This window comes from Mesorhizobium sp. B2-6-2, from assembly GCF_006440615.1.
In the GTDB taxonomy this organism is placed as follows: domain Bacteria; phylum Pseudomonadota; class Alphaproteobacteria; order Rhizobiales; family Rhizobiaceae; genus Mesorhizobium.
Map to the genome: position 1 here is coordinate 587,096 of NZ_VFUG01000001.1, position 25,483 is coordinate 612,578.

General features: G+C 64.2%; 21 protein-coding genes. 10 read left to right on the forward strand and 11 right to left on the reverse strand.

Annotated elements, in window-relative coordinates; all coding sequences use genetic code 11:
* Positions 1 to 57 precede the first annotated feature (57 nt).
* Complete coding sequence (gene mutS, locus FJ419_RS02940; protein WP_140687375.1) at positions 58 to 2,790, reverse strand: DNA mismatch repair protein MutS; 2,733 nt, start codon at positions 2,788 to 2,790, stop codon at positions 58 to 60.
* A gap of 165 nt (positions 2,791 to 2,955) precedes the next feature.
* Here mutS and FJ419_RS02945 point away from each other — a divergent pair, with 165 nt between their 5' ends.
* A complete protein-coding gene (locus FJ419_RS02945; RefSeq protein ID WP_140687377.1) occupies positions 2,956 to 4,143 on the forward strand; it encodes a glycosyltransferase in 1,188 nt (395 codons plus the stop codon).
* Positions 4,144 to 4,277: 134 nt separating this feature from the next.
* Positions 4,278 to 6,557 carry an NADP-dependent malic enzyme gene (locus FJ419_RS02950; protein ID WP_140687379.1) on the forward strand — a complete coding sequence of 760 codons (2,280 nt, stop codon included), beginning with the start codon at positions 4,278 to 4,280 and terminating at the stop codon, positions 6,555 to 6,557.
* Between the two features lie 87 nt (positions 6,558 to 6,644).
* Here the strand turns inward: FJ419_RS02950 and FJ419_RS02955 are convergent, their stop codons facing one another.
* The 3 genes from FJ419_RS02955 to FJ419_RS02965 all read right to left on the reverse strand — a co-directional run bounded on the left by FJ419_RS02955 (position 6,645) and on the right by FJ419_RS02965 (position 10,099).
* Positions 6,645 to 7,757, reverse strand: coding sequence for a porin (locus FJ419_RS02955; RefSeq protein ID WP_140687381.1), 1,113 nt, complete (start codon positions 7,755 to 7,757; stop codon positions 6,645 to 6,647).
* A 379-nt stretch (positions 7,758 to 8,136) separates the two neighbouring features.
* Positions 8,137 to 8,844, reverse strand: a complete 708-nt coding sequence (locus FJ419_RS02960; RefSeq protein ID WP_140687383.1) for an antitoxin Xre/MbcA/ParS toxin-binding domain-containing protein — start codon at positions 8,842 to 8,844, stop codon at positions 8,137 to 8,139.
* 262 nt (positions 8,845 to 9,106) lie between these two features.
* Positions 9,107 to 10,099 carry an adenosine kinase gene (locus FJ419_RS02965; protein WP_140687385.1) on the reverse strand — a complete coding sequence of 331 codons (993 nt, stop codon included), beginning with the start codon at positions 10,097 to 10,099 and terminating at the stop codon, positions 9,107 to 9,109.
* 294 nt (positions 10,100 to 10,393) lie between these two features.
* Here FJ419_RS02965 and FJ419_RS02970 point away from each other — a divergent pair, with 294 nt between their 5' ends.
* The gene (locus FJ419_RS02970) at positions 10,394 to 11,296 is read left to right on the forward strand and encodes an EamA family transporter (protein WP_140687387.1); all 903 of its coding nucleotides are present in this window, start codon (positions 10,394 to 10,396) and stop codon (positions 11,294 to 11,296) included.
* A 64-nt stretch (positions 11,297 to 11,360) separates the two neighbouring features.
* Entirely contained in the window at positions 11,361 to 12,056 is a 696-nt protein-coding gene (locus FJ419_RS02975) for a sulfate transporter family protein (protein ID WP_140687390.1), read from the forward strand.
* 2 nt (positions 12,057 to 12,058) lie between these two features.
* Here FJ419_RS02975 and FJ419_RS02980 read toward each other — a convergent pair whose 3' ends face one another.
* From FJ419_RS02980 to FJ419_RS03000, 4 genes are all read right to left on the reverse strand, one after another.
* Positions 12,059 to 12,868: an oxaloacetate decarboxylase gene (locus FJ419_RS02980; protein WP_140687392.1), complete on the reverse strand. Its 810-nt coding sequence runs from the start codon at positions 12,866 to 12,868 to the stop codon at positions 12,059 to 12,061.
* Positions 12,869 to 13,161: 293 nt separating this feature from the next.
* A complete protein-coding gene (locus tag FJ419_RS02985) occupies positions 13,162 to 13,821 on the reverse strand; it encodes an HAD family phosphatase (protein ID WP_140687394.1) in 660 nt (219 codons plus the stop codon).
* Complete coding sequence (gene dut / locus FJ419_RS02990) at positions 13,822 to 14,307, reverse strand: dUTP diphosphatase (protein ID WP_140629095.1); 486 nt, start codon at positions 14,305 to 14,307, stop codon at positions 13,822 to 13,824.
* A gap of 367 nt (positions 14,308 to 14,674) precedes the next feature.
* The gene (locus FJ419_RS03000) at positions 14,675 to 15,145 is read right to left on the reverse strand and encodes an Lrp/AsnC family transcriptional regulator (RefSeq protein WP_140687399.1); all 471 of its coding nucleotides are present in this window, start codon (positions 15,143 to 15,145) and stop codon (positions 14,675 to 14,677) included.
* Between the two features lie 115 nt (positions 15,146 to 15,260).
* Here FJ419_RS03000 and FJ419_RS03005 point away from each other — a divergent pair, with 115 nt between their 5' ends.
* A complete protein-coding gene (locus tag FJ419_RS03005) occupies positions 15,261 to 15,515 on the forward strand; it encodes a DUF6356 family protein (protein WP_140629101.1) in 255 nt (84 codons plus the stop codon).
* Positions 15,516 to 15,531: 16 nt separating this feature from the next.
* Positions 15,532 to 16,332 (forward strand): class II glutamine amidotransferase, encoded by an 801-nt coding sequence (locus FJ419_RS03010; RefSeq protein WP_140687402.1) that lies wholly within the window; start codon positions 15,532 to 15,534, stop codon positions 16,330 to 16,332.
* Positions 16,333 to 16,345: 13 nt separating this feature from the next.
* On the opposite strand, the gene FJ419_RS03015 is transcribed toward FJ419_RS03010, so the two are convergent.
* Complete coding sequence (locus tag FJ419_RS03015; protein ID WP_246679109.1) at positions 16,346 to 17,446, reverse strand: FAD-binding oxidoreductase; 1,101 nt, start codon at positions 17,444 to 17,446, stop codon at positions 16,346 to 16,348.
* 116 nt (positions 17,447 to 17,562) lie between these two features.
* Between FJ419_RS03015 and FJ419_RS03020 the strand changes: the two genes are divergently transcribed.
* From FJ419_RS03020 to FJ419_RS03030, 3 genes are all read left to right on the forward strand, one after another.
* Positions 17,563 to 18,156, forward strand: a complete 594-nt coding sequence (locus FJ419_RS03020; protein WP_140687406.1) for a TetR/AcrR family transcriptional regulator — start codon at positions 17,563 to 17,565, stop codon at positions 18,154 to 18,156.
* 5 nt (positions 18,157 to 18,161) lie between these two features.
* The gene (locus FJ419_RS03025; RefSeq protein ID WP_181170613.1) at positions 18,162 to 19,076 is read left to right on the forward strand and encodes a haloalkane dehalogenase; all 915 of its coding nucleotides are present in this window, start codon (positions 18,162 to 18,164) and stop codon (positions 19,074 to 19,076) included.
* An 88-nt stretch (positions 19,077 to 19,164) separates the two neighbouring features.
* Positions 19,165 to 20,757 carry a peptide chain release factor 3 gene (locus FJ419_RS03030; RefSeq protein WP_140687411.1) on the forward strand — a complete coding sequence of 531 codons (1,593 nt, stop codon included), beginning with the start codon at positions 19,165 to 19,167 and terminating at the stop codon, positions 20,755 to 20,757.
* Positions 20,758 to 20,918: 161 nt separating this feature from the next.
* On the opposite strand, the gene FJ419_RS03035 is transcribed toward FJ419_RS03030, so the two are convergent.
* On the reverse strand, positions 20,919 to 21,386 hold the full coding sequence (locus FJ419_RS03035) for a VOC family protein (protein ID WP_140687414.1): 468 nt from the start codon (positions 21,384 to 21,386) through the stop codon (positions 20,919 to 20,921).
* Positions 21,387 to 21,657: 271 nt separating this feature from the next.
* Between FJ419_RS03035 and ilvD the strand changes: the two genes are divergently transcribed.
* Positions 21,658 to 23,502 carry a dihydroxy-acid dehydratase gene (ilvD, locus tag FJ419_RS03040; protein ID WP_140687416.1) on the forward strand — a complete coding sequence of 615 codons (1,845 nt, stop codon included), beginning with the start codon at positions 21,658 to 21,660 and terminating at the stop codon, positions 23,500 to 23,502.
* Positions 23,503 to 23,695: 193 nt separating this feature from the next.
* Here ilvD and FJ419_RS03045 read toward each other — a convergent pair whose 3' ends face one another.
* On the reverse strand, positions 23,696 to 25,450 hold the full coding sequence (locus FJ419_RS03045) for an ABC transporter ATP-binding protein (RefSeq protein WP_140687418.1): 1,755 nt from the start codon (positions 25,448 to 25,450) through the stop codon (positions 23,696 to 23,698).
* Between the last annotated feature and the right edge of the window lie 33 nt (positions 25,451 to 25,483).

Consider the following 25,483-nt stretch of genomic DNA (forward strand, 5'->3'; position numbering starts at 1 on the left):
ATCGTCGATAACCGATATTGTACCGATCGGTACAGTCAGTCAAGGCCACGCCTGGTTCTACTGCTTCGTTGCCAGTCCCTTCAGCCGGTAGAGCGCCTCCAGCGCCTCGCGCGGCGTCATCTCGTCCGGATTGATCGCGCCGAGCGCGTCGCCCAGCGCATCGCTTTTGGTGGGTTTCGGCGCTTCGCGCTTCACCGCCACCGAAAACAGCGGCAGGTCGTCGACGAGCCGATTGGTCTTGCCCGAGACTTCGCCCTCTTCGAGCTGGTGCAGCACTTCCTTGGCGCGGGCGACGACCGCTTCCGGCAGGCCGGCGAGCCGCGCCACCTGCACGCCATAGGAGCGGTCGGCCGCGCCCTTGCCGACCTCGTGCAGGAAGACGACGTCGCCTTCCCATTCCTTCACCCGCATGGTGACGTTGTGAAGCCGGGGGAGCTTGCCCGCCAGCGCCGTCATCTCGTGGAAATGCGTGGCAAAGATCGCCCGGCAGCGGTTCTTCTCATGCAGATATTCGACTGCCGCCCAGGCGATCGACAGGCCGTCGAAAGTTGCCGTGCCTCGGCCGATCTCGTCGAGGATGACCAGCGCCCGCTCGCCTGCCTGGTTGAGGATCGCCGCCGTCTCGACCATCTCGACCATGAAGGTCGAGCGGCCGCGCGCCAGGTCGTCCGAGGCGCCGACGCGCGAGAACAGCCGGTCGACGACGCCGATATGGGCGCTTTGCGCCGGCACGAAGGAACCGGTCTGGGCAAGAATGGCGATCAGCGCGTTCTGCCTGAGGAACGTCGACTTACCGCCCATATTGGGGCCGGTGAGCAGCCAGATCGCGCCGGCCTTGGCGCCGCCCTGGGGCGACAGGTCGCAATCATTGGCGACGAACGGACCTTCGCCGGACCGCCTGAGCGCCTGTTCGACCACCGGGTGACGCCCGCCGGCAATTTCGAAGGCGAGGCTCGAATCCACCAGCGGCCGGCACCAGCCCTCGCTTTCGGAAAGCAATGCCAGAGCCGATGAAACATCCAGAGCCGCAAGCGCGTCGGCGCCGGCGCGGATCCGTTCGGCCTCTCCCACCACTTCCGCCGTCAGCCGGTCGAAGGCGGCAAGCTCGATGCCGAGCGCCCGGTCGGCGGCGTTGGCGATCTTCGATTCCAGCTCCGCCAGCTCCGTCGTGGTGAAGCGCATGGCGTTGGCCATGGTCTGGCGATGGATGAAGCGCGCCTTGGCGGCGTCGCTGCCGGTCATGATCGAATGGTGATTGGCCGTCACCTCGATGTAATAGCCGAGCACATTATTGTGCCGGATCTTCAGCGAACGGATGCCGGTTTCCTCGATCAGCGAGCGCTCCAGTCCGGCGATCACCTTTCGCGATTCGTCGCGCAGCGCCCGCATCTCGTCGAGTTCGGCATTGTAGCCCGACCGCACGAAGCCGCCGTCGCGCTTGATCAGCGGCAGCTCGTCGTCGAGCGCCTCGCTGAGGTGGCGGGCAAGCGCCGTGGGCAAGGCGTGAATCGCGGCCAGTGCCGCGGCGAGCTCGGCGGGCAGATCGGCCGCTGCGAACAATTCGGCAATCGCGCCGGCCGCCTCGAAGCCGGCGCGCAGCGCGCCCAGGTCGCGCGGTCCGCCGCGGTTGAGCGCCAGCCTGGACAGCGCCCTCGGCATGTCGGCGACACTTTTGAGGCTCGCCCGCAGGCCCTGGCAGAGCCGCATCTCGGAACGGAAGAACGACACCGAATCCAGCCTGGCCGCGATTGCCGTTGGATCGGTCAGCGGCGCCATCAGCCGGTCGGCGAGCAGTCGCGCCCCGCCGCCTGTCACCGTGCGGTCGATCGCCTTGAACAGCGAGCCGTCGCGGTTGCCGGACAGCGTGCGCAAAAGTTCCAGATTGGCGCGGGTCGCCGGGTCGATGAGCAGCGTCGAGCCCTGCTCCTCGCGCTCGGGGCGCGACAGCGGCGGGCGTTCGGCTTTCTGCGTCTTTTCGACGTAAGCGATGGCGCCCGAGATCGCCGACAGCTCGGCGCGCGAGAAGGTGCCGAAACTGTCCGGCGTCGCGACGTCGAAGAAGCGGGCGATGCGTCCGGTGGCCGAGGCCGAATCGAACAGCGACGGCGGCTGCGGATTGGCGACGCGGCCCAGCACGTCGAACACGGGCCTGAGCTCCGGATCATGGAAAACCGGCTCGGCGACGATCAGCTCGCGCGGGTCGACGCGGAAGATGTCGGCAAGCAGCCGCTCGGCGCTCGTCTCGGCGACGCGGAAGGCGCCTGTCGAAATGTCGATCCAGGCCAGCGCGAAGCCGGCCTGGCTGGTCGCGCCCCCCTTCACGCGGCCAAGCGCCATCAGGAAGCTCGATTCCGAGGGCGCGAGCAGCTTGTCCTCGGTGATGGTGCCTGGCGTGACCAGTCGCACCACGTCGCGCCGCACCACCGATTTGGAGCCGCGTTTCTTGGCTTCGGCCGGGTCCTCGACCTGCTCGCAGACGGCGACGCGAAAACCTTGCGCGATCAGCTTTTGCAGATAGTCGTCCGCCGCATGCACCGGCACGCCGCACATCGGGATGTCATTGCCCTGGTGCTTGCCCCGCTTGGTCAAGACGATGCCGAGCGCCTGGCTCGCCTTCTCCGCATCGTCGAAGAACAGCTCGTAGAAATCGCCCATGCGGTAGAACAGCAGCGAATCCGGGTTCGCCGCCTTGATCTCGATGAATTGCTCCATCATCGGCGTGACGCCGCCCGTAACAAACGGTGCCGGTGCCGCCCTCGCGTTGTGTTCTTCCGGGGTACGCATATCCATCCCGGCACGCTAGCAGATGTGGGCGGGCGGTTTAATGCCGGCGGTTGCAAAAACGGGGGACGAGTGGGCCGTTGCCGCCATCGGCAGACGGGCGCGCAGGGCGTGTTGCCTCGTGCAGCCGGCCGACATATGGATCGTTCGGGGTCAGGAGAAGACAGCGGGGCGATGAAGAAGGACGGACACGAGACGTTCGAGGAGATGGTCGGCCCAGTCGGCTCGCCGCTCAGGCGTGTGCGGCTTCTTGCCACCAACCGCGCCAACCGTACCAGAACCAAAATCAGGGCGTGGGTGCGGACACGGTTTCCGTTCATCCTGCCGACGCGCGGGCCGCTCTCCGGCCTCGATGGCGGCATCGACATGCCCGTCCATATCTTCAGTCGCGATCCGTTGATCCTCTACATACCTGTCGGCGGCCGGCGCCCGCTCTACGCACTCGCTGCTCTCTGCCGGCGGATGGTGCCGCGGCGCGCTACCTTCCTTCTGATGCCGAACTGGACGCTGGAGAGACCCAGCGTCGTCGAGCAGATACGCAAGGATCTCGAGTGGTTCGCCGCGGTCTGCCCCGACCATGACCTGATCTTTCTCTGCAACACAGAGGAAGAGCGCCGTCTGATTGCAGGCGTTCGCGGCACAGCGATCTTCTCCAACCACAATCTGATGATCTCGGAAGACGTCTTCCAGCCGCTGCCGGACGTGCCGGTCGAGTACGATGCCGTCTACAATGGCCGCATCTCGCACACCAAGCGGCACCACCTCGCCTTCGAGATCGAAAGACTGGTCCATGTGACGTCCTCGATCGGCGAATTGCCGCCGGACGGCGACCACGCCTTCATCCGCCGGCTGCAGGCGCAATCACCGCTTCACAGCATCGCCAATCCGCTCATTGACGGCCTGCCCGGGCGGATGCCGCCTCACGAGGTCAACCGCGTCTACAACCGGGCCGCGGTCGGGCTCTGCCTGTCGGCGGTGGAAGGGGCGATGTATTCCAGCATGGAGTATCTGCTCGCCGGTCTGCCGATCGTCTCGACGCCGAGCATCGGCGGCCGCGATGTCTATTTCGATCCGGACTATTGCCTTATCGCCGAGCCGGAGCCGGCCGCAATCCGCCGTGCGGTCGAGCGACTTCGCGACCGCGCTATCCCGCGCGAGGAGATTCGCGGCCGCACGCTGGAAAGGGTGCGGGCGGAACGACTGGAACTGATGGCCTATCTCTCGGCGCTTAAGCAGCGCATGGGAAGCAACGATCCGCCTTTCTCCGAATGGCCGTTCGCCGGGACCTCCGGGCTGACGCGGTGGGCCCCGGTACGCGAGCACCTGCGCGAGATTGCCGCGATCTCCTCGGGCAAGATCTGACCGCTTGTCTGCGCCGACGGAGGAACAAAATCGCTGGATCGCTTGGCGATTTACAGCGGCGGCGTGTAGCCTTAAGCGGGTAAATCAAAACAATGCGCCCAAGAGCGCGAAATGGTGGGAGAAACGTCAGCAACATGGCCAGGAAAACGGAAAGCAGCGGCCCCTCCGTCAGTCCCGAGGAGGCGCTGGAGTTCCACGCCATGGGACGGCCCGGCAAGCTGGAGATCGTCGCCACCAAGCCGATGGCGACGCAACGCGATCTGAGCCTCGCCTATTCGCCGGGCGTCGCCGTTCCCGTGCGCGCCATTGCCGAGGATCCGAGCCGCGCCTTCGACTATACGACGCGCGGCAACATGGTCGCCGTCATCTCCAACGGCACCGCCATCCTCGGCCTCGGCAATCTCGGCGCGCTGGCCTCGAAACCGGTGATGGAAGGCAAGGCGGTGCTGTTCAAGCGCTTCGCCGATGTCGATTCGATCGACCTCGAAGTGGCGACCGAGGACGCCGACGAGTTCATCAATTGCGTGCGCTTCCTCGGGCCTTCCTTCGGCGGCATCAACCTCGAGGATATCAAGGCGCCGGAGTGCTTCATCATCGAGCAGCGGCTGCGCGAGCTCATGGACATTCCCGTCTTCCATGACGATCAGCATGGCACGGCCATCATCTCGGCCGCCGGGCTGATCAACGCGTTGGAGATCACCGGCCGCGACATGAAGACCACGAAGATGGTCTGCAACGGCGCGGGCGCCGCCGGCATCGCCTGCATCGAATTGATGAAGGCGATGGGTTTTTCGCCCGAAAATATCATCCTGTGCGACACCAAGGGCGTAGTCTTCCAGGGCCGTACCGAAGGCATGAACCAGTGGAAGTCGGCGCATGCGGTCAAGACCGAGGCGCGCAGCCTGGCCGAAGCGCTGTACGGCGCAGACGTTTTCCTCGGCCTGTCCGCCAAGGGCGCGCTTACCACCGCCATGGTGCAGTCGATGGCCAAGAACCCGATCATCTTCGCCATGGCCAATCCCGATCCCGAGATCACGCCGGAGGAAGTGGCCGAGATCCGCACCGACGCCATCATGGCCACGGGTCGTTCGGACTACCCAAACCAGGTCAACAATGTTCTGGGCTTTCCCTATATCTTCCGGGGCGCGCTGGATGTGCGCGCCACCACCATCAATGACGAGATGAAGATCGCGGCCGCCAGGGCGCTTGCCGAGCTGGCGCGCCAGGACGTGCCGGACGACGTCGCCGCCGCCTATCAGGGCAACCGGCCGAAATTCGGCCCCAACTACATCATTCCGGTGCCGTTCGATCCGCGCCTGATCTCGGCGATCCCGCTGGCGGTGGCCAAGGCGGCAATGGAATCGGGCGTCGCCCGCAAGCCGATCCTCGCCCTCGACCGCTATGCGCAGGAACTGTCCGCCCGCCGCGACCCGATCGCCTCCACCTTGCAGCGCATCTACGACCGCGTGCGCCGCCAGCCCAAGCGCATCGTCTTCGCCGAGGGCGAGGAGGAGCAGGTGATGCGCGCCGCCGTCTCCTATGTGAACCAGAAGCTCGGCACGGCGATCCTGCTCGGCCGCGACGACGTCATCAAGGACAATGCCCGCAATGCCGGCATCGACTTGAACAAGCCGGGCCTCGAGATCATCAATGCCAGGCTGTCGCGCCGCAACGGCATCTATACCGACTATCTCTACGAGCGCATGCAGCGGAAGGGTTTCCTGTTCCGCGACTGCCAGCGGCTGATCAACAACGACCGCAATCATTTCGCCGCCTGCATGGTGGCGCTGGGCGATGCCGACGGCATCGTCACCGGCGTCACCCGCAACTATTCCACCGCGCTCGATGACGTGCGTCGCATCATCGACGCCAAGCCCGGGCACCGCGTCATCGGCGTCTCGATCGTGCTGGCGCGTGGCCGCACCGTGTTGGTCGCCGACACCGCCGTGCACGACATGCCGAACGCCGAGCAGATCGCCGACATCGCCGAGGAGGCGGCCGGCTTCGCCCGCCGCATGGGTTACGAGCCGAGACTTGCCATGCTCGCCTACTCGACCTTCGGCCATCCGCAGGGCGAGCGTTCCGAGCGCGTGCAGGAGGCGGTGCGCATCCTCGACAAGCGCCGCGTCGATTTCGAATATGACGGTGAGATGGCGGCCGACGTGGCGCTGAACCCGCGCGCCATGGCACAATATCCTTTCATTCGCCTGACCGGCCCGGCCAATGTGCTCGTGATGCCCGCCTTCCACTCGGCCTCGATCTCGACCAAGATGCTGCAGGAACTCGGCGGCTCGACCGTCATCGGCCCGCTGCTGGTGGGATTGAACAAGCCGGTGCAGATCGTCTCGCTCAACGCCAAGGACTCAGACATCGTCAACATGGCGGCGATCGCGGCCTATACGGCGGGGAATTGACGCGCCGCTGGCGCACCGGTTTCTTTATTTGAACCAAAGCAAAAGGCCCGCGGCGGTGCCGCGGGCCTTTCCTTTGTGATCTTTCGATCAGAAATTGCGCTGGAAACGGACGATGCCGCCGACGCTGTTCTTCTTGTCGGCCTTGGTCCAGTTGCCGAACGGGGTGCCGTCGTCGAAGTGACCGTAGTGATCCCAATCGACTTCGGTCGTGATCGTGAACCCGGGAACGATGGTGTAGGCGACGTTCGCGGCGAGCGCGTAGTTCTTGTCGTCGTCAGCCGAGGCCTGGACGTTGAACGACGTCTTGCTGTTGAACTTGTAGGTGCCGCCGCCCCAGACGGCCCAGTTGCCTGCCCACGGTTTGTAGAAGCCGCGACCGTTGGCATGGTCGACCAAATTATCATCGGTGCCGTAGCCGCCCATGACGAACAGGGTCAGTTCCTTGGTGACGTTGACGTCCAGGCGAACCTTGCCGGCGACTTCCTCATAGGCGCTGTCATAGGCGACGACGCCGGTGACCGCGCCCCAGTCGCCCTTGTACTTCACGCCGCCGACGACATGCGGAACATAGCTGTCGATCGTGCCGGAAATGCCCTTATCGTCCGCGCCTTCTTCAAGCGAGATCACGCCCGAGAAGCCGTTGCCGGCATCGAAGTAGTAGCTGACGAGGTTGGTGTCCTTGATGCCGTACGGGATGATCGTGTCCTGGATGACGTTGCCGGCGTAGCCGATGAACGAGTCGTAGGTCGATTCGTCCTTACCGACGCGCAGGCCGCCGAGCTGGATCCAGGCGAAGTTCAGCGTTGGCGTGCTCGACGGGCCGCCATTCTTGAAGTTGAAACGCGTCTCGGTGTAGGTCTTCAACGTGCCGAGCTCTGTCTCTTGTCCGGTCCAGGTCTTCAGCGCGAAGCGGGCGTTCTTGCTCCAAGTGTTCTGCAGGTCGCCGTCCTGAACGTCTCTGGTCTTGCGGCCGTCGAGGGAGCCGACGTCGCCGAAGCCGGCGTCATAGCGGATGTAGCCGCCGACGCGCAGGCAGGTCTCGGTGCCGGGGATGTAGAAGTAGCCGGCGCCATAGACGTCGCAGATCTTCACGTATTCGGCCGGTTCCGGCTCGGCAACGGTCACCGCGTCGGCGGCGCGGGCGCCCGAAACTGCGATCAGAGCCGCAGCGGAGCCGAGTAGAAGGCTCTTGATGTTCATTTTCTTGAATCTCCAGTCAAAGGTTCAAGACAGGCCTGACGTGCCGTTCGGCTTTGCCACCCCCGTCCCCATCGTTGAAAAAGCACGCGCACCGGCGCCGCTTCTTCGCCTTGGACATGGCCCAATCGTTGGCCTCACACAACAGGGATTGTGTCGGAAAGGCGGCCTTTTGAACGCTTGTGGAAGTCTTGTTGCGCAAATATCACGTCACATAAATGCAAAGATGGGACATTCTGAACAATAAGTACAATCGGAACGCAGGATAACCTGTGTAATGTGCCAAATGTGCCAATTATTACAGTTTTATGACGAATGATTTGCCGGATAAATTTCTGAGAATCCGGGTAGACATAGAAAAATTGACTCCGCGAAACGGGAGTCAGGATAGAGTGCGGGCGGCGCGGATGACGTCCTCGACCATGTCTTGCCGTAACATCTCGATGGGGATGCGGCCGTCGAGCTCGGGCGAGGGTCGGGTTAGCCAGAACCAGGCAAGCCTCGGATTGGCGATCGCCGAAAGCACGCCGCTGATCCCCGGAACCGGCCTGCCGTCGACGAACTGGGCCAATGGGAAGACATGCTTGCGGCCGCCCTTGCGCAGCGCAACGACCTCGCCGCGCCGTTGCCAGCGATGCAGCGTCGACCGCGGGATACGGAGCTTGTCCTCGAGATAGGTGGAGCCGGCGACTTCGCCGGCCCAATCCTCGATCAGCATCGATTGGAGCTCCGCGGCGCGCTCGGCGATCTGCGGTGCAATCGGCCTTCCTGCTTCCGGTTTCGGCGGGGCCTCGAAGCTGCGGTCGGGGAGGGTCGAATCCCCGCTCGCTATCTTTTCCGCAATTGCGCGCAGAAAATCGGCGGCAAGGCCGGTCCAATCGCCCTTGAAGGAATCGATTGCAAGGCGCTGCGCAGATGGCAGGAAGGGAAGGGCAGCGGCCACATGGCCGGCAATCTTGCCGGCTGAAGTCAGCGCCTCGGTGTCAAGCAGGACGCCCTGCCGCATCAGCGCCTGCTGCACCGCCTCGGCGACCAGGCCTGCCAATGCCTCTTGTGAAATCCCGTCGGACGAGTTCTGGAATCTGGTCATGAATCTGTCTTGTGGCCCGCGCTCCTCCCAGGCGCCGGTGGATGCTGAAATTCTTATTGCGGAAAGCAAAAACCGCGGCGGCAACGAACGCCGCGGCCCGGCAGGTTGCTGGCATGCATCTTCACACCCCTGGTTTAGCGTGCCGCAATGTCAGTCACAGTACGCCTCAGTTTGCGTGTAGGAGCGCTCTATGACAGGGGCGCGACAGAGAAGCCAGTTTTGACCCTGTTGGCGGTGACGCAACGGTACTTATTGGGCAGCTCTAAAGAAGCCCCGCTTGCTCGGCCTCGCGACGTAGGTTCTGGCGCGGGCGCGGGCCGATCTGCTGGATCACCAGCCCGGCCGACAGCGAGCCGAGATCGCCGCAGTCCTTGAGGCTGCGGCCGGTCGTGTAACCGTAAAGGAAGCCGGCAGCGTAGAGATCGCCGGCGCCGGTCGTGTCGACCAGCTCCTTGATCTTCGTCGCTTGGATGACGACGGTCTCGTCGCCGCGCACGACAACCGAGCCTTTTTCAGAACGCGTGACGGCGGCTATTCTGCAATCCTTGCGGATGGCGGCGAGCGCTTCCTCGAAGGAGGCGGTCTGGTAGAGCGACTTGATCTCGTGGCTGTTGGCAAAGACGATGTCGACGGTGCCCGAACGCATCAGCTCGAGAAACTCGTCGCGGTAGCGGTCGACGCAAAAGGAATCCGATAGTGTCATCGACACTTCGCGGCCCGCCGCATGCGCCAGCTTGGCCGTCTGCCGGATGGCCTCCTTGGCGCGCGGCGGATCCCACAGATAGCCTTCGAAATAAGTCACCTTGGCGCCGGCGGCCTTGTCGGCCTCGACATCCTCGGGGCCAAGCTCGATACAGGCGCCGAGATAGGTGTTCATCGAACGCTCGCCGTCGGGCGTGACGAAGATCATCGAGCGCGCCGTCGGCGGTTCGCCCGTGAGCGGTGCGGTATCGAAGGCCACGCCCTGGGCGTGGATGTCATGGGTGTAGATTTCGCCCAGCGCGTCATTCGACACCTTGCCGAAGAAGGCGGCCCGTCCGCCGAGGCTGGCGACGCCGGCCGCGGTGTTGCCGGCGCTGCCGCCGGAAGCCTCGATCGCCGGCCCCATGCGGCTGTAAAGCAGTTCGGCGCGCCTTGCGTCGATGAGGTTCATCGCGCCCTTGATGATGCCGTTGGTCTCGAGAAAAGCTTCGTCGCACTGCGCGATGATGTCGACAATGGCATTGCCGATGCAAAGCACGTCATATTCCGGCATCAAAATCTCCGCCAAGGGCTGCCCGGCTATCTGGCATGCCGGCCGGGCGCGGGTCTAGCGACTTGGCATTGCTTTGCCTACCCCGAAAATCGCCATTGTCTTGCGAAGCACCGGCTGCGGCAGCGTTCGTGTCGAACTGGCCCATATCGACCGCGGCCTTCGCCGCTATGGTTTCACGGCGATCGAAACACTTCCGCGCCGCCATGGGCTAGAAGCAATTCCAGGAAAAGTGCGTGGCGGGTCCGGAATTGCGTAACAACAATGCGGATCGTTCCCGCAGCAGAAGGCGCAGAAATGTCCGAGAAGAGCGAAATGTCCACCGAGCTGGCGCTGCTCGGCGTTTTGGCGGTGCTGTGGGGCGCCTCCTACACATTCATCAAGATCGGCGTCGAGACAATCCCGCCGGTGACCTTCATCGCCGGACGCACGCTGATTGCCGGCGCCATTCTGCTTGGCCTCATCCGCTGGCGCGGCCTTGCCATGCCGCGGGATATGGTCAATTGGCGCCGCTTCATGTTCCAGGCCTGCCTCAACAGCGTCATCCCGTTCACGCTGATTGCCGCCGCCGAGCGCTCGATCGATGCCGGTCTTGCGACGATCCTGAACGCGACGTCGCCGATCTTCACCTTCCTGCTGACGGCGCTGATCACCCGCCACGAGCCGGTGAACCTGCGCAAGCTCGTTGGCGTCGGCGCCGGCATCGCCGGCATTTGCCTCATCGTCGGCACCGAGGCCCTTGGCGGCATCGGCCGCCAGCTCTGGGCGCAGCTTGCCGTGGTCGCCGCCACCGTCTGCTACGCGGGCGCCGCCATCTTTGGCCGTAACTTCCGCGGGCTCGATCCGATGGTGCCGGCGGCCGGCTCGATGATCTGCGGCGCCGCGATCCTGATTCCCTTGAGCCTCGTCTTCGACCGGCCCTGGACGTTGACGCCGTCGACGGCATCGATGCTGGCTCTCTTCGGGCTTTCGGTCTTCTCCACCGCGCTCGCATTCTCGATCTTCTTCCGCCTCATCCACACGCTGGGCTCGGTCGGCACCACCTCGCAGGCCTATCTGCGCGTGCCGATCGGCGTCGGCATCGGCGCCGTCTTCCTCGGCGAAAGCCTCGGGCCGGCGGCCTGGCTCGGCATGGCCTTCGTCGTCGCCGGCGTCGCGGCGATGACCATTCCGGCCAGGCAGGCCAGGCTTGCGCAATAGTTGCGCCTGGCATCCAGCCTGCTTATCTGCGAAGCGTCTTTCTCGATGAGGGGTTGAAGACGCTGTGATCCTCGACGCCGCCCGCGCCGCCGCCAGCCGGTTATTCTCTCCCGAATTCCGTTCCGTTTTTCTGAAGACGCTGGGGCTGACGCTGCTCGCTCTGCTGGCGCTGTGGGTCGGTTTGGAGAGCCTGCTCGAATGGCTAGCCTGGCCATGGCTGCAAACGCTGCTTCCGGGCCTGCCGTCCTGGGCCGGGTGGCTGGGCGGCATCATCGCCGGCATCGTTCTGGCTGTGGGCTTGGCCTTGCTCATCGCGCCGGTGACGGCGATCGTCGCCGGCCTGTACCTCGACGATGTCGCCGAAGTGGTCGAACGTACCGACTACCCCAACGATCCGCCCGGCCGCGCCGTGCCGGCGCTGCATTCGCTTGCGCTGGCCGTCAAATTCTTCGGCGTGGTCGTCCTCGGCAACATCGTCGCGCTGCTGCTGTTGCTGGTGCCGGGCATCAACATTGCCGCCTTCTTCATCGTCAACGGCTATCTGCTGGGCCGCGAATTCTTCGAGTTCGCCGCCATGCGGTTTCGTCCCGAGCCCGAGGCCAAGGCGTTGCGCCGCAAATATGCCGGCACGGTGTTCCTGGCCGGACTGGTCATCGCTATGTTCCTTGCCGTGCCGCTGCTCAACCTTCTGACGCCGCTTTTTGCCGCCGCCATGATGGTGCATCTGCACAAGGCGGTTGCGGCGCGGGAGCCGGTTTAGCCTTATTCAGCCGCCCCACTACGGAACAGCGCCTGCAGCTTGCCGAACGGCATCGCCGCCCGGGCGAAGCCGAAGGTGCCGTCCTGCTGGATTTCGCGCGCCGCCGTCTCCAGCATGCCATAGGCGAAATTGGTCAGCCACGGTCCGAGCGAGATGCGCTTGGCTCCGGCCATGGCAAGCTCGGCGATGGTGAAGCCGGGTCGGGCCATCACATTGACCGGCCGGGTTACCGACGAGCAGATCGTGCGCACCATTTCGACGTCGCCGATGCCCGGCGCGTAAAGCACGTCGGCGCCGGCTTTCTCGAAAGCCTGCAGCCGCTTGATCGTGTCGTCGAGGTCGGTCTTGCCCCACAGGAAATTCTCGGCCCGCGCTGTGAAGACGAAATCGTGCTTGAGCGCCCGGGCTGCCTCGACAGCGGCAGCGACGCGCTCGGTCGCCAGCGAGAAATCGTAGATCGGATTACCGGGGTCGCCGGTGTGGTCCTCGATCGAGCAGCCGGCGAGACCGGCGGCTTCGGCCGCGAAGATGGTTTCGGCCGCCTGTTCTGGGCTGTCGCCCTTGCCGCGCTCCAGATCGGCCGAAACCGGCAGGTCCGTCGCGGACGTCACCTCGCGGCAATGATGGATCATGGCGTCGAAGGTCACGGCGCCGTCCGGCAGGCCGCGCGAGAAGGCGAAGCCGGCGCTGGTCGTCGCCAGCGCCTTGAAGCCGAACGAAGAAAGAAGCTTTGTCGTGCCTATGTCCCAGGGATTGGGCATGACGAAGGTGGAGGCGTGCAGATCGCGAAAAATCTTGCCCTTGTCGTCCATGGCGGGTCCTCAATCATGAGTGGAGTGGTGCGGGGAATTTATCGCGGCCGCTCGAACCGGGCAAACGAATGCGTCCGGCTCAGAAGCGTTTGGCGGTTTCTGCTGACAATTTCTTGAAGGCGTCGGAATTCCTTGCGTAACGCGGTCTGGCTTTGTCCCAGCGATAGGTGACGGAAATGTCGTGCGAGACCGCCTTGGGCGCCGCTTCCTCAAACGGCATAGAGTGGAAATCATGGGGCCTCTCGGATGCGCTCACGCTAGCACTGCGCGTTGCGGTGCGCAGCCGGGTGCGATCAGCGGATCGGCACGAGCCCGGCAAGGTCGCGCATGTCGTCGAACAATATGCCGCCGGCCGCCGCCAGGCCGTCGCGATCGGAGAGCGGATCGGCGTAATAGGAGAACACCCGCATACCGGCGGCAATGCCGGCCTGGGTACCGGCGACGCTGTCCTCGATGACGATGCAGTCGGCCGGCGCGAAGCCCATCGTCGTTGCCGCATGCAGAAAGAGATCCGGGAACGGCTTGCCTCGGCTGACCATGGTGGATGAGAACATCGCATGCTCGAACAGCGGCAACAGCCCGGTCTGGCCCAGCGTGATGTGCATCTTCGCGACCCGCGCCGAGGAAGCGACGCAATAGGCGATGCCCGCAGCCCGCACCTTATCGATGAAGTCGCGCACATGGGGGATTGCTTCGACCCCGTGCGAAAAAAGGTCCGGCAGGCCGGCATTCCAGCGCTCGACGAAGTCGGCGCCGAGCCGCACCTCGGTCGTCTCTTCGATCTCCTTCTGCACCGAGGCCATGCTGCGGCCGGAGAAGTTCTTGCGGCAATATTCGAATGTGGTCGTAAACCCGGCGACGGTCAGCCATTCGGCGAGGCGCCTGTTGGCAAGGTTCTCGGTGTCGACCAGGACACCGTCGCAATCGAAGATAACCAGCTTGGGGATTGCCATTCAAGCGGTGCCGGTCGACCCGAAGCCGCCTGCGCCGCGCGCCGTGCCGCCGGCCAGCCCTCTTTCCTCGACCGCAACCTGGGTCACGGCCGCGAAAACGATCTGGGCAATACGCATGCCGCGCGTCACCGAGAAATCCTCGTCGCCGAGATTGACCAGCAGCACCTTCACCTCGCCGCGATAGTCGCTGTCGACGGTGCCGGGCGTGTTGAGGACGGTAAGCCCATGCTTGAAGGCAAGGCCCGAGCGTGGCCGCACCTGGCCCTCCATGCCTTCGGGGATTTCCAGGACAAGCCCGGTTGGCACCAGGGCACGCTTTCCCGGCAGGATGAGCAGCGGCCGGTCTTCCGGCACCGCGGCGCGCAAATCCATGCCGGCGGCGCCCGCGCTTTCATAGGCCGGCAGCGGCAGGCCATCGCCATGCGGAAGCCTGACGAAACCGACGGTGGGGCCGATGACGGAGGAAGAATGGACAGCCGTGCGCATGAAATCGATCCTATCGGCGCGTGCGGCGATTCGGTCAACTCGCCCGCCATACTATCAACGGCTTTCTTTCTGGCGTGACTATGGCGTCGCTTTCCGGCGCAGACATCTCGATAAGGTTGTTGCTCTCGTGGATTGCGTACTTTGGCGATTTGGCGAAACCGCTCGTCGTCATCCACGGTCGGAGCAAGGAGCGAAGCGACGCGGCGCAGACCCGAGGATCCATGCCGCGACTTCAACGTGTTGCAACCGTGCAGAATTCTGCCCCGCTGCGCTCTAGGTCGAGGTAACGGAATGGATCCTCGGGTCTCCGCGTCCGCTTCGCTCCCGCTCCGCCGTGGATGACGAAGTCGCGGGAGCCTCGACCAACCTAGCGCAGTTCCACCGACACCACGGTGGTCTCCTTGATCTCCTCCATGACGAAGGAGGCCGAGACGTCCGACAACGCCACCTTGGCGATCAGCCGCTGATAGAGACGGTCATAGGCCTTCACGTCGGCGACGCGGGCCCTCAGCACATAATCGAGGTCGCCCGACATGCGGTAGACGCCGGTGATCTCGGCAAAGCCGGTGACCGCCGCGCGGAATTTCCGCAACCAGTCCGGGTCATGGTTGGAGGTGCGGACCAGGATAAAGACGGACAGCCCAAGCCCGAGCTTGTCGGCGTCGACCAGCGCGACGCGACCGGTGATGACGCCATCTTCCTCCAGGCGCTTGACACGCCGCCAACAGGCATTGCGCGAAAGCGCCACCCGCTCCGACAACTGATCGACCGACAGCGTGCCGTCGCGTTGCAGTTCGGCTAGCAATCTTCGGTCGATTTCATCAATTTCCACAGACATGTTGGGATGAATGTCCCATGAAACTGGCGAAAGCAAGGACAATTTGGGATCAATGAACCGAAGTCCTGTGGCAGGATACTCAGCATCGGGGCTCATCCCAGCAGGAGGGATCACCATGACGACACGGCTTGCGGCGCTCTTCACCTCTCACCCGGAGAAGGTCGGCGAGACCTATTTCGGCCATATGGCCTTCGCCGCCTGGTTCTGTTCGCGCCTGTCGATGGCCGCGGGCGCCGCGCTCGTTCACGCTTTCTTGCCATTTCTGTTCGAAACTACGGCGAGTCGAATCGTTCGCGAGCTCTATGAGCGCACGCACAACAGGGGCTCGCATGCGGTGAAGGAGCCGAAGGCTCTCTTGGACCGCGCCTGACAGATGGTGGAAAGCGATGTGCCGGTGGGCGGCCTATCTTGGTGAAGCGGTCTTCCTCGAAGACATCATCACCGCGCCCTGCCATTCGCTGATCGCCCAGAGCCACTGCGCCCAGGAAGCCAAGTCGCCGACCAATGGCGACGGTTTTGGCCTCGCCTGGTATGGCGACCGGCCTGAGCCCGGCCTCTATCGCGATATCCTGCCGGCCTGGTCCGACCCCAATCTGAAGAGCCTCTGCCGGCAGATCAAGTCGGGCCTGTTCCTCGCCCATGTGCGCGCTTCGACCGGCGGCGCCACCAGCCGCATGAACTGTCACCCCTTCGTCTCCGGCCGCTGGTCGTTCATGCATAACGGCCAGATCGGCGGTTTCGAAAAGATCCGCCGCGCGCTGGAGAACTCGCTCTCCGACGCGGTCTTCGACCAGCGCGAGGGCACCACCGATTCCGAGCTCTTTTTCCTCTTGATGATCGACCAGGGACTGGCGAGCGACCCACAGGGCGCGGTGTCGCGCGCAACCGGTCGCGTCATCGAAGCCTCCCGCCGGGCCGGCATCGAGCCCTCCGTGAAGCTTACGGCGGCCTTTTCGGATGGCGAGGCGCTCTACGCCGTCCGCTATGCCACCGACGGCCATGCGCCGACGCTCTATACCGGCGCCTTCGCCAGGCGCGAGGGCCATTGCATCGTCTCGGAACCCTTCGACCGTGACGGCGGCGAGTGGCAGGCGATACCTCCGGCGAGCTTCGTCACCATGACGAGGGAAGGCACCGGCATCCGTCCGTTCGCACCGGCGGCGGTCCCGCTGGCGCTGGCGGGCTGAACCGCAATTTCGATCAAGCCTCGCCGTCCTCTTTCCGCCGGCCGCCGGGTTGCTGATCGAACCGTGACAGCGCGTAGGGCGCGATCAACGCATGGCGCTCACCGTTGAGGATTTCGCCGGCCGCAAACAGGCCGACCGCCGGCGCCAGCGTGATGCCGGAATGCGTGACGGCGACATAAAGGCCGCCGACGCCTTCGGCGCGGCTGACGATCGGGAAACCGTCGACCGGCGTCGGACGGTAGCCGATCGTGTGGAAGTCGAATTCCAGCCCGTTGGCGTCGCGCAGCATCGCTTTCGTCGCGGCGAACAGCGCGTGCGCGGCGGCCTCCGGATTCTCGCCCGGATCGCCGCCGCCGAAATCCGAGCCGGCGATGATACGGCCGTCGGCGGTCTGGCGCATATGCAGTCTGTCGGCCAGCACCAGCCCGTTGAGCAGCTTTGGGTGCGGTCGCGAATGCACGATCAGGCCGGGCGGTGTCTCGATCGGCAGCTTGATACCTGCCGTCGCGGCGATCGCCGGAGCGCCTGCGCCCGCCGCAATCACCACCTCGTCGGCTGCGATGATCTCGCCCGAAACGACGACGCCTGTGACCTTGACGTTGGCCAGCGCCAGCCTGTCGACGGTTCCCGTGACGATCCGCGCGCCGTGCCGTTCGGCATCCGCCAGCAGCGCCTTCGTGGTCGCCACAGGCTCGGCCACGCCTTCCTGCGCGACATAAAGTGCAAATTCGGGAAACTCCGCCAAATTGGGTTCGATGCGCACCGCCTGTTCGCGCCCGACGCGCTCGATGCCATAGCCCCAGGACGAATGCTCGGCCGCATAGGCCTCGAGCCTGTCCGCGGGCAGGTCGAAGCACAGGCCGCCGCACCACGCGAGCGGCAGGCCGGGCACGTCCTTCGCCAGCCTTTTCCATTCGGCCATGGCGCGGATGCGCAGCCGGAAATAGGTTTCCGGATTGCCCCAGCTTGCATTGATCCAGGCGAAGGAATTGGGCGTGGTGACACCGCCGGCGCCGCTTTCCGAAACCACCGTCACCCGCGCGCCGGCTTTCGTCAGATGCCAGGCGATCGAAGCGCCGATGATGCCGGCGCCGATGACGACGATTTCTTTCATCACGCTGTTCTCCATTGCTGTTCCCGGTGACGTCTTTCACCTGCCATTTGCGCACGCATTTGCCAATGCAAACTTGAGCGCTTGACATTTAATACGTACGTACGTATTAAATCGCCATGGCTAGGCAATCACTTCGCGAAAACCTTCTCGATGCCGGCTTTCAGACCATCTGGAATGCGGGCTACACCGCAGCCGGCGTCCGCGAAATCGTCGCGGCGGCCGGCGCCAGGCCGGGTTCCTTCACCAACCATTTCGCCTCGAAGGAGGACTTCGCCGGCGAAGTCCTGGAACGCTACTTCGCCTATGTCAGCGGCTTGGTGGAAAAAGCGCTGGCGCGGGACGGTACGCCGCCCATCGGCAGGCTGCGCCGCTATCTCGATGTCATCACCTCGAAGCTCGAGGCGCATGACTGGGCGCGCGGCTGCATGATCGGCAATCTCAGCCTGGAAACGGCTATCCACAGCGAGCCGCTGCGGCTCAGGCTGGTCGACATTTTCGAGCGCTGGCGCCGGCCCTTCGCGGCCTGCATCGCCGAGGGCCAGGCGGCGGGCGAGATCACAAAAACTTTCGATGCCGAGGACCTTGCCGATTTCCTTTTGTCGTCCTGGCAGGGCGCCATGCTGCGCATGAAGGTCGAGCGCAGCCCGGAACCGCTCGAGCGGTTCAAGAACATCATCTTCAGCACGGTATTTGGGAAGGAGAAAGCGTGATGAATATGACGACCGACGGACAGCAGGCCACCTTGCGGCGTTCACAGGTGGCTGTACTGGATTCTACCATGTCCCATCTGGAGGCCGGATCGGCTGGCCCGACCGTGCTGTTCCTGCACGGCAACCCGACCTCTTCCTACATATGGCGCAACATCATCCCGCATGTCGCGCCGTTCGGCCGCTGCATCGCGCCCGATCTGATCGGCTATGGCCAATCGGGCAAGCCGGATATTGACTATCGTTTCTTCGATCAGGTTCGTTATCTCGACGCCTTCATCGACGCGCTCGATCTCCAGGACTTGGTGATCGTCGCTCAGGACTGGGGCACCGCGCTGGCGTTCCATTTCGCGGCGCGACGGCCGCGGCGGGTTCTGGGCCTTGCTTTCATGGAATTCATCCGGCCCTTCGAGCGCTGGGAAGACTTCCACCAGCGCCCGCAGGCGCGCGAGCTCTTCAAGGCGTTGCGCACGCCGGGCGCCGGCGAGAAGCTGGTGCTGGAGGAGAATGTCTTCGTCGAAAAGATCCTGCCCGCCTCGGTCCTGCGGCCGTTGAGCGAGGAGGAAATGGCCGCTTACCGGGCGCCTTTCCCGACGCCGCTGTCGCGCAAGCCGGTGCTGCGCCTGCCGAGGGAACTGCCGATCGAAGGCCAGCCGGCCGATGTCGCTGCAATCAGCGCACACGACCACCGGGCGCTGCGGCTCTCCTCCTATCCGAAACTGCTGTTTGCCGGCGATCCAGGCGCTCTGATTTCAGCGCAAGCAGCCAAGGAATTCGCGGCGGGGCTGAAGAACTGTCGCTTCATCGATCTGGGGCCGGGCGCCCATTATCTGCAGGAAGACCATCCCGACACGATCGGCAAGGCCATTGCCGGATGGCTGCCGCAGATCGCCCGGGCCGAAAGCGCGGCCGAACCGGCCTGACGCGGAGCGGCGGGCGCCCGCCGCATGTCGACAGGCCGGCGCCACGCTGGTAGAAGCGCCGCCTGTCACACGGAACGCCTTAAAAGAAATGCCCGAAACAATACCCGAAGAGGTTGCGCGCCGCCGCACCTTCGCGATCATCGCGCACCCTGACGCCGGCAAGACCACGCTCACCGAAAAGCTGCTGCTGTTCGGCGGCGCCATCCAGCTCGCCGGCGAGGTCAAGGCCAAGAAGGACCGCATCCAGACGCGGTCCGACTGGATGAAGATCGAGCGCGAGCGCGGCATCTCGGTCGTCACCTCGGTGATGACCTTCGAATATGACGACAATGTCTTCAACCTGCTCGACACGCCCGGCCACGAGGATTTCGCCGACGACACTTATCGCACGCTTTCGGCGGTGGATTCGGCGGTCATGGTCATCGACGCCGCCAAGGGGATCGAGCCGCGCACGCTGAAATTGTTCGAGGTCTGCCGGCTGCGTGACATCCCGATCATCACCTTCGTCAACAAGATGGACCGCGAGAGCCGCGATCCGTTCGAAATCCTCGACGAGATCGAGCAGAAGCTGGCGCTGGACACCGCGCCCGTCACCTGGCCGATCGGCCGTGGCAGGACTTTTTCCGGCACCTACCATCTGGCGCTGAACGCGGTGCGCAAGAGCGACGCGGAAAAGGAGCGCACGCCGGTCAACGGGCCCGATTCCAACCGCGTCGCCGGCCTTTTGCCCGAAAACGAGCGCGAGGCCTTCATCGAGGAACTGGAACTCGCGCGGGAGGCTTGTCGTCCGCTCGACGTGGAGGCCTTTCGCGAAGGCCACCTGACGCCGGTCTATTTCGGCTCGGCGCTGCGCAATTACGGCGTGCGCGACCTGATCGAGGCGCTCGGCGCCTATGGCCCGCCGCCGCGCGCCCAGGAAGCCGACGAGCGAACGGTCGAGGCGACGGAGGAGAAGATGACCTCCTTCGTCTTCAAGATCCAGGCCAACATGGATCCGAATCACCGCGACCGCATCGCGTTCGTCCGCGTCTGCTCGGGCAAGCTTGAGCGCGGCATGAAGGCCAAGCTGGTGCGCACCGGCAAGCCGATGAGCCTGTCGGCGCCGCAGTTCTTCTTCGCCCGTACCCGCGTCACCGCCGACGAGGCCTTCGCCGGCGACGTCGTCGGCATCCCCAATCACGGCACCCTGCGCATCGGCGACACGCTGACCGAAGGCGAGGAGATCCTGTTCCGCGGCGTGCCGAACTTCGCGCCCGAAATCCTGCGCCGCGTGCGCCTCGGCGACGCCATGAAGGCCAAGAAGCTGAAGGAAGCGCTGCACCAGATGGCCGAGGAAGGCGTCGTGCAGCTGTTCTCGCCCGAGGACGGCTCGCCGGCGATCGTCGGCGTCGTCGGCGCGCTGCAGCTCGATGTCCTAAAGGAACGGCTGAACATCGAATACACGCTGCCGGTTGATTTCGAGATGTCGCGTTTCTCGATCTGCCGCTGGATCTCGGCCGACGACAAGGCGGAAGTCCAGCGTTTCATCGAGGCGCATCGCGGCGACATCGCCCGCGACCTCGACAATGATCCGGTCTTCCTCGCCCAGCACGCCTTCTCGCTCAACTACGAAGCCGAGCGCTGGAAAGCGATCAGCTTCGCCGCGGTCAAGGATTACCAGGTACGCGATAAGGCGGCGTGAGTGTTTTTCCCTTCTCCCCTTGTGGGAGAAGGTGGCCGCGAAGCGGCCGGATGAGGGGTGTTCCAGGGAACGCCCTACGCCTCACTCCGCTGGAACACCCCTTCCGTCTCGGCGCTACGCGCCGATCCACCTTCTCCCACAAGGGGAGAAGGAAAAAGTGCTCACCCCCTCGCCGCCGCCTCCAGTTTGTCGATCTCGATCTTGCCCATCTTCATCATCGCGTCCATGACGCGGCCAGCCTTGGCCCGGTCCGGATCCTGAAGCAGCCGCGGCAGTTGCTCCGGCACGACCTGCCAGGAAACGCCGAACTTGTCCTTCAGCCAGCTGCAGCGTCCCGGTTCGCCGCCTTCGGTCAGCCTGGTCCAGAAATGATCCACCTCTTCCTGCGTCTTGCAGTCGATCGACAGCGAGATCGCTTCGGTGAACCTGTATTGCGGCCCGCCGTTGAGGGCTTGGAACTGCACGCCGTCGAGTTCGAACGAGGCGACCAGCACCTGGCCTTCCTGGGGATGGCCCTTGGGCCAGCGCGTCACGCTCAGCACCTTCGAATTCTTGAAGATGGAGATGTAGTGGTTCATGGCTTCCTCGGCCTGGTTGTCGAACCACAGGAAGGTGGTGATCTTCTGCATGCCTTGCTCCTCGGGCTTCATGTTGGCTCATGTTGTCAAACGGCTCGGTGGCGATTTCGTGCCATTTCGATGCCGTCTGCCTCAAGGACGCTTCAGCGAGGCGTCATCCGACAGCGGCAGCAAAATTTCCTGAAGAGCGCAAATTTGCCGAAGCTTTCTGGCGCAGCGCAAAATGGTGGTCATGCCGGAACATGGCCGCTATAACCGCTGCCGACTAAATTCGAGCGCCGCCCGCCGCGCATCGGTGTGGCCAGCCAGCAAGGACAATCGAATGCCCGCCTATCGTTCCCGCACCACCACCCATGGCCGCAACATGGCCGGCGCTCGCGGCCTGTGGCGCGCCACCGGCATGAAGGATTCGGATTTCGGCAAGCCGATCATCGCCGTGGTCAATTCCTTCACCCAGTTCGTGCCGGGCCATGTCCATCTGAAGGATCTCGGCCAGCTCGTTGCGCGCGAGATCGAGAAGGCCGGCGGCGTCGCCAAGGAGTTCAACACCATCGCCGTCGATGACGGCATCGCCATGGGACATGACGGCATGCTCTATTCGCTGCCGTCGCGCGAGCTGATCGCCGATTCCGTCGAATACATGGTCAACGCGCATTGCGCCGACGCTATGGTCTGCATCTCCAACTGCGACAAGATCACCCCCGGCATGCTGATGGCTTCGCTGCGCCTCAACATCCCGACCGTCTTCGTCTCCGGCGGCCCGATGGAGGCCGGCAAGGTGGTGCTGGCCGGCAAGGCGCAGGCGCTCGACCTGGTCGACGCCATGGTCGCGGCCGCCGACGACAAGATCTCAGATGAGGACGTCAAGGTCATCGAGCGCTCTGCCTGCCCGACTTGCGGCTCGTGCTCCGGCATGTTCACCGCCAATTCGATGAACTGCCTGACCGAGGCGCTGGGCCTGTCGCTGCCGGGCAACGGGTCGACCTTGGCCACCCATGCCGACCGCAAGCGCCTGTTCGTGGAGGCCGGCCATCTCGTCGTCGATCTCGCCCAGCGCTATTACGAGCAGGACGACGAAACGGCACTGCCGCGCAGCATCGCCTCCAAGGGCGCCTTCGAGAACGCGATGGCGCTCGACATCGCCATGGGCGGTTCGACCAACACGGTGCTGCACATCCTTGCCGCCGCGCATGAAGGAGAGGTCGACTTCACCATGGAGGACATCGATCGGCTGTCGCGCAAGGTGCCGGTGCTCTGCAAGGTGGCGCCGGCCAAGTCCGACGTGCACATGGAGGACGTCCACCGCGCCGGCGGCATCATGGCGATTCTCGGCCAGCTCGACGAGGCCGGTCTGATCAATCGCGACCTGCCGACGGTGCATACGGCCACCCTCGGCGAGGCCCTCGACCACTGGGATATTTCGCGCACATCTGCCGAAAACGTCCGCGACTTCTTCCTCGCCGCTCCCGGCGGCGTGCCGACCCAGGTCGCTTTCAGCCAGGACCGTCGCTGGGACGAGCTCGACACCGACCGTGAGAAGGGCGTCATCCGCTCGGCAAAGACGCCGTTCTCGAAAGATGGCGGTCTTGCCGTGCTGAAGGGCAATCTGGCGCTCGACGGCTGCATCGTGAAGACGGCGGGCGTCGATGAGTCGATCCTGAAATTCACCGGCCCGGCCCGCGTCTTCGAAAGCCAGGACGCTTCGGTCAAGGCGATCCTCGGCAACGAGATCAAGGCCGGCGACATCGTCGTCATCCGCTACGAGGGACCGCGCGGCGGCCCCGGCATGCAGGAAATGCTCTATCCGACCAGCTACCTGAAGTCGAAGGGTCTCGGCAAAGCCTGCGCGCTGATCACCGACGGCCGCTTCTCCGGCGGCACGTCGGGCCTGTCCATCGGCCACGTCTCGCCGGAAGCCGCCGAAGGCGGCGCGATCGGCCTAGTCCAGGAAGGCGACACGATCGAGATCGACATCCCCAACCGTACCATTCGCCTCGCCGTCAGCGACGTCGAGCTCGAAGCGCGCCGGGCTGCGATGAACGCCAAGGGCGCCGACGCCTGGAAGCCGGCCGAGAAGCGCAAGCGCAAGGTGACGACGGCATTGCGTGCCTATGCGGCTTTCGCCACCAGCGCCGACAAGGGCGCGGTGCGCAAAGTGCCGGAGTAAGGAGCGCTTCCCCTTCTCCCCTTGTGGGAGAAGGTGGATCGGCGCGCAGCGCCGAGACGGATGAGGGGTGCTCCAGCGGAGCGAGACGTTCGCAAATTCCGACCGGATGAACGGCGCCACCAAGCTGGAACACCCCTCATCCGTCGCCTTCGGCGACACCTTGCTCCCACAAGGGGAGAAGGGAAAGTCGGCGCTACGGCATCAGCTGATATTCATAAAGCTTCTGATAGAGCCCGCCCTGCTTGAGCAGCGTCTTGTGCGGGCCGCTTTCCACCACCTTGCCCTTTTCCAGCACCACGATCGTGTCGGCCTGGTGCACGGTTGACAGCCGGTGCGCGATCACGATCGTCGTGCGCCCGACGGTAAGCTGCTGCAGCGCGTCGCGGAACAGCGCTTCCGATTCGGCATCGAGCGCGCTGGTCGCCTCGTCGAGCAGCAGGATCTCGGCGTTGCGCAGCATGGCGCGTGCGATCGAGATGCGCTGGCGCTGGCCCCCGGACAACAGCGAGCCGTTCTCGCCGACCTCCGTGTCATAACCCTTGGTCATGGCGCTGATGAAGTCATGCGCATTGGCGGCCTTGGCGGCGGCGATCACCTCTTCGTCGGTCGCGTCCTCGCGGCCGAGGCGGATGTTGTGCATGACCGTGCCGGCAAACAGGAACGTGTCCTGGCTGACATAGGCGATCTTGCGCCTGAGCGAATCGAGCGTCGCGAACGAGATGTCCTGGCCGTCGAACATCACCTTGCCGGTCTGCGGATCATACATGCGCATGATCAGGGTCAGGATCGTCGACTTGCCGCTGCCCGACGGTCCGACCAGCGCCGTCATCTTGCCGGCGTCAAGCGTCAGGTTGAATCCTTCGAACACCGGCGGGCTTTCCGGATAGGCGAAGCTGACATTGTCGAAGCGGATTTCACCCGGACCGGGTTGCAGCGGCGTGGCGCCGGGTTTCTCGGCCAGCGTCAGCGGCCGGTCGGCGAGCTGGAACATCATGCGCACGCCGACAATGCCCGTCTCTAGCGAGATGCGGACGCGGGCCAAACGTTTTGCCGGCTCATAGGCCAGCAGTAGCGCGGCGATGAAGGCCATGATGTTGCCCGGCATCTGGCCGCCCTGCAGCACCAGCAGGCCGCTGACCAGCACGGCGCCGGCAATCGCCAGCCCGGCCAGCGTTTCCATCACCGGGCTGGTGGCGGCTTCCAGCGTGGCGATGTTGTTCGCACGGGTTTCGACGTCCGACACCGCCTTGTGCATGCGCTTGCGCATCGCGGCTTCGAGATTGAAGGATTTGACGACCCGCACGCCGATCGCCGTTTCCTGCATCACATGCACGATTTGGCCGAGCGAGATGAATTCCATCGCCGCGATCTTGCGGACGCGTCTCAGGATGCGGTTGACGCCATAGATCGCCACCGGTCCCACGACGAAGCAGATCAGCGACAGCGCCGGTTGTTGCCAGACCATGACCATCACCAGCACAACCAAAGTCACCAGGTCGCGCACATAGGACGTGACGACGAGGTCGAGCACGCTGCGCGCCGCCTGCGCGTTGTTGGTCATGCGGGTGATCAGGTCGGAAGACGAGGTCGAATGGTAGAATTCGATGCCTTGCGCCAGGATACGGTCGTAGATCTTGCGCTGCCGGTCGGCAATGATGGCATTGCCGACGCGACTCATGAAATAGGTCTGGACGAAAGTCGCGATGCCCTTGAGAACAAAGATCGCGGCGACACCCCCGGCAATCAGGTTGACGCGGTCTATCCGCTTATAGACCACGAACTCGTTGGTGATTTCACGCAGGATCCAGGCGCTTGCCCCCGTCATGAGGGCGACCACCAGCATCGACGATATGGCCGCGCCATAGCCGAACTTATGGTCATGGAAGGATTCTCTTACCAGCCTCGCGATGAGGCGTTGGTTTTCCGTCGAGCGGAAGAAGCGAAACAACGGCCGATCCTATGGCTGGCTGCGAGAAATTCG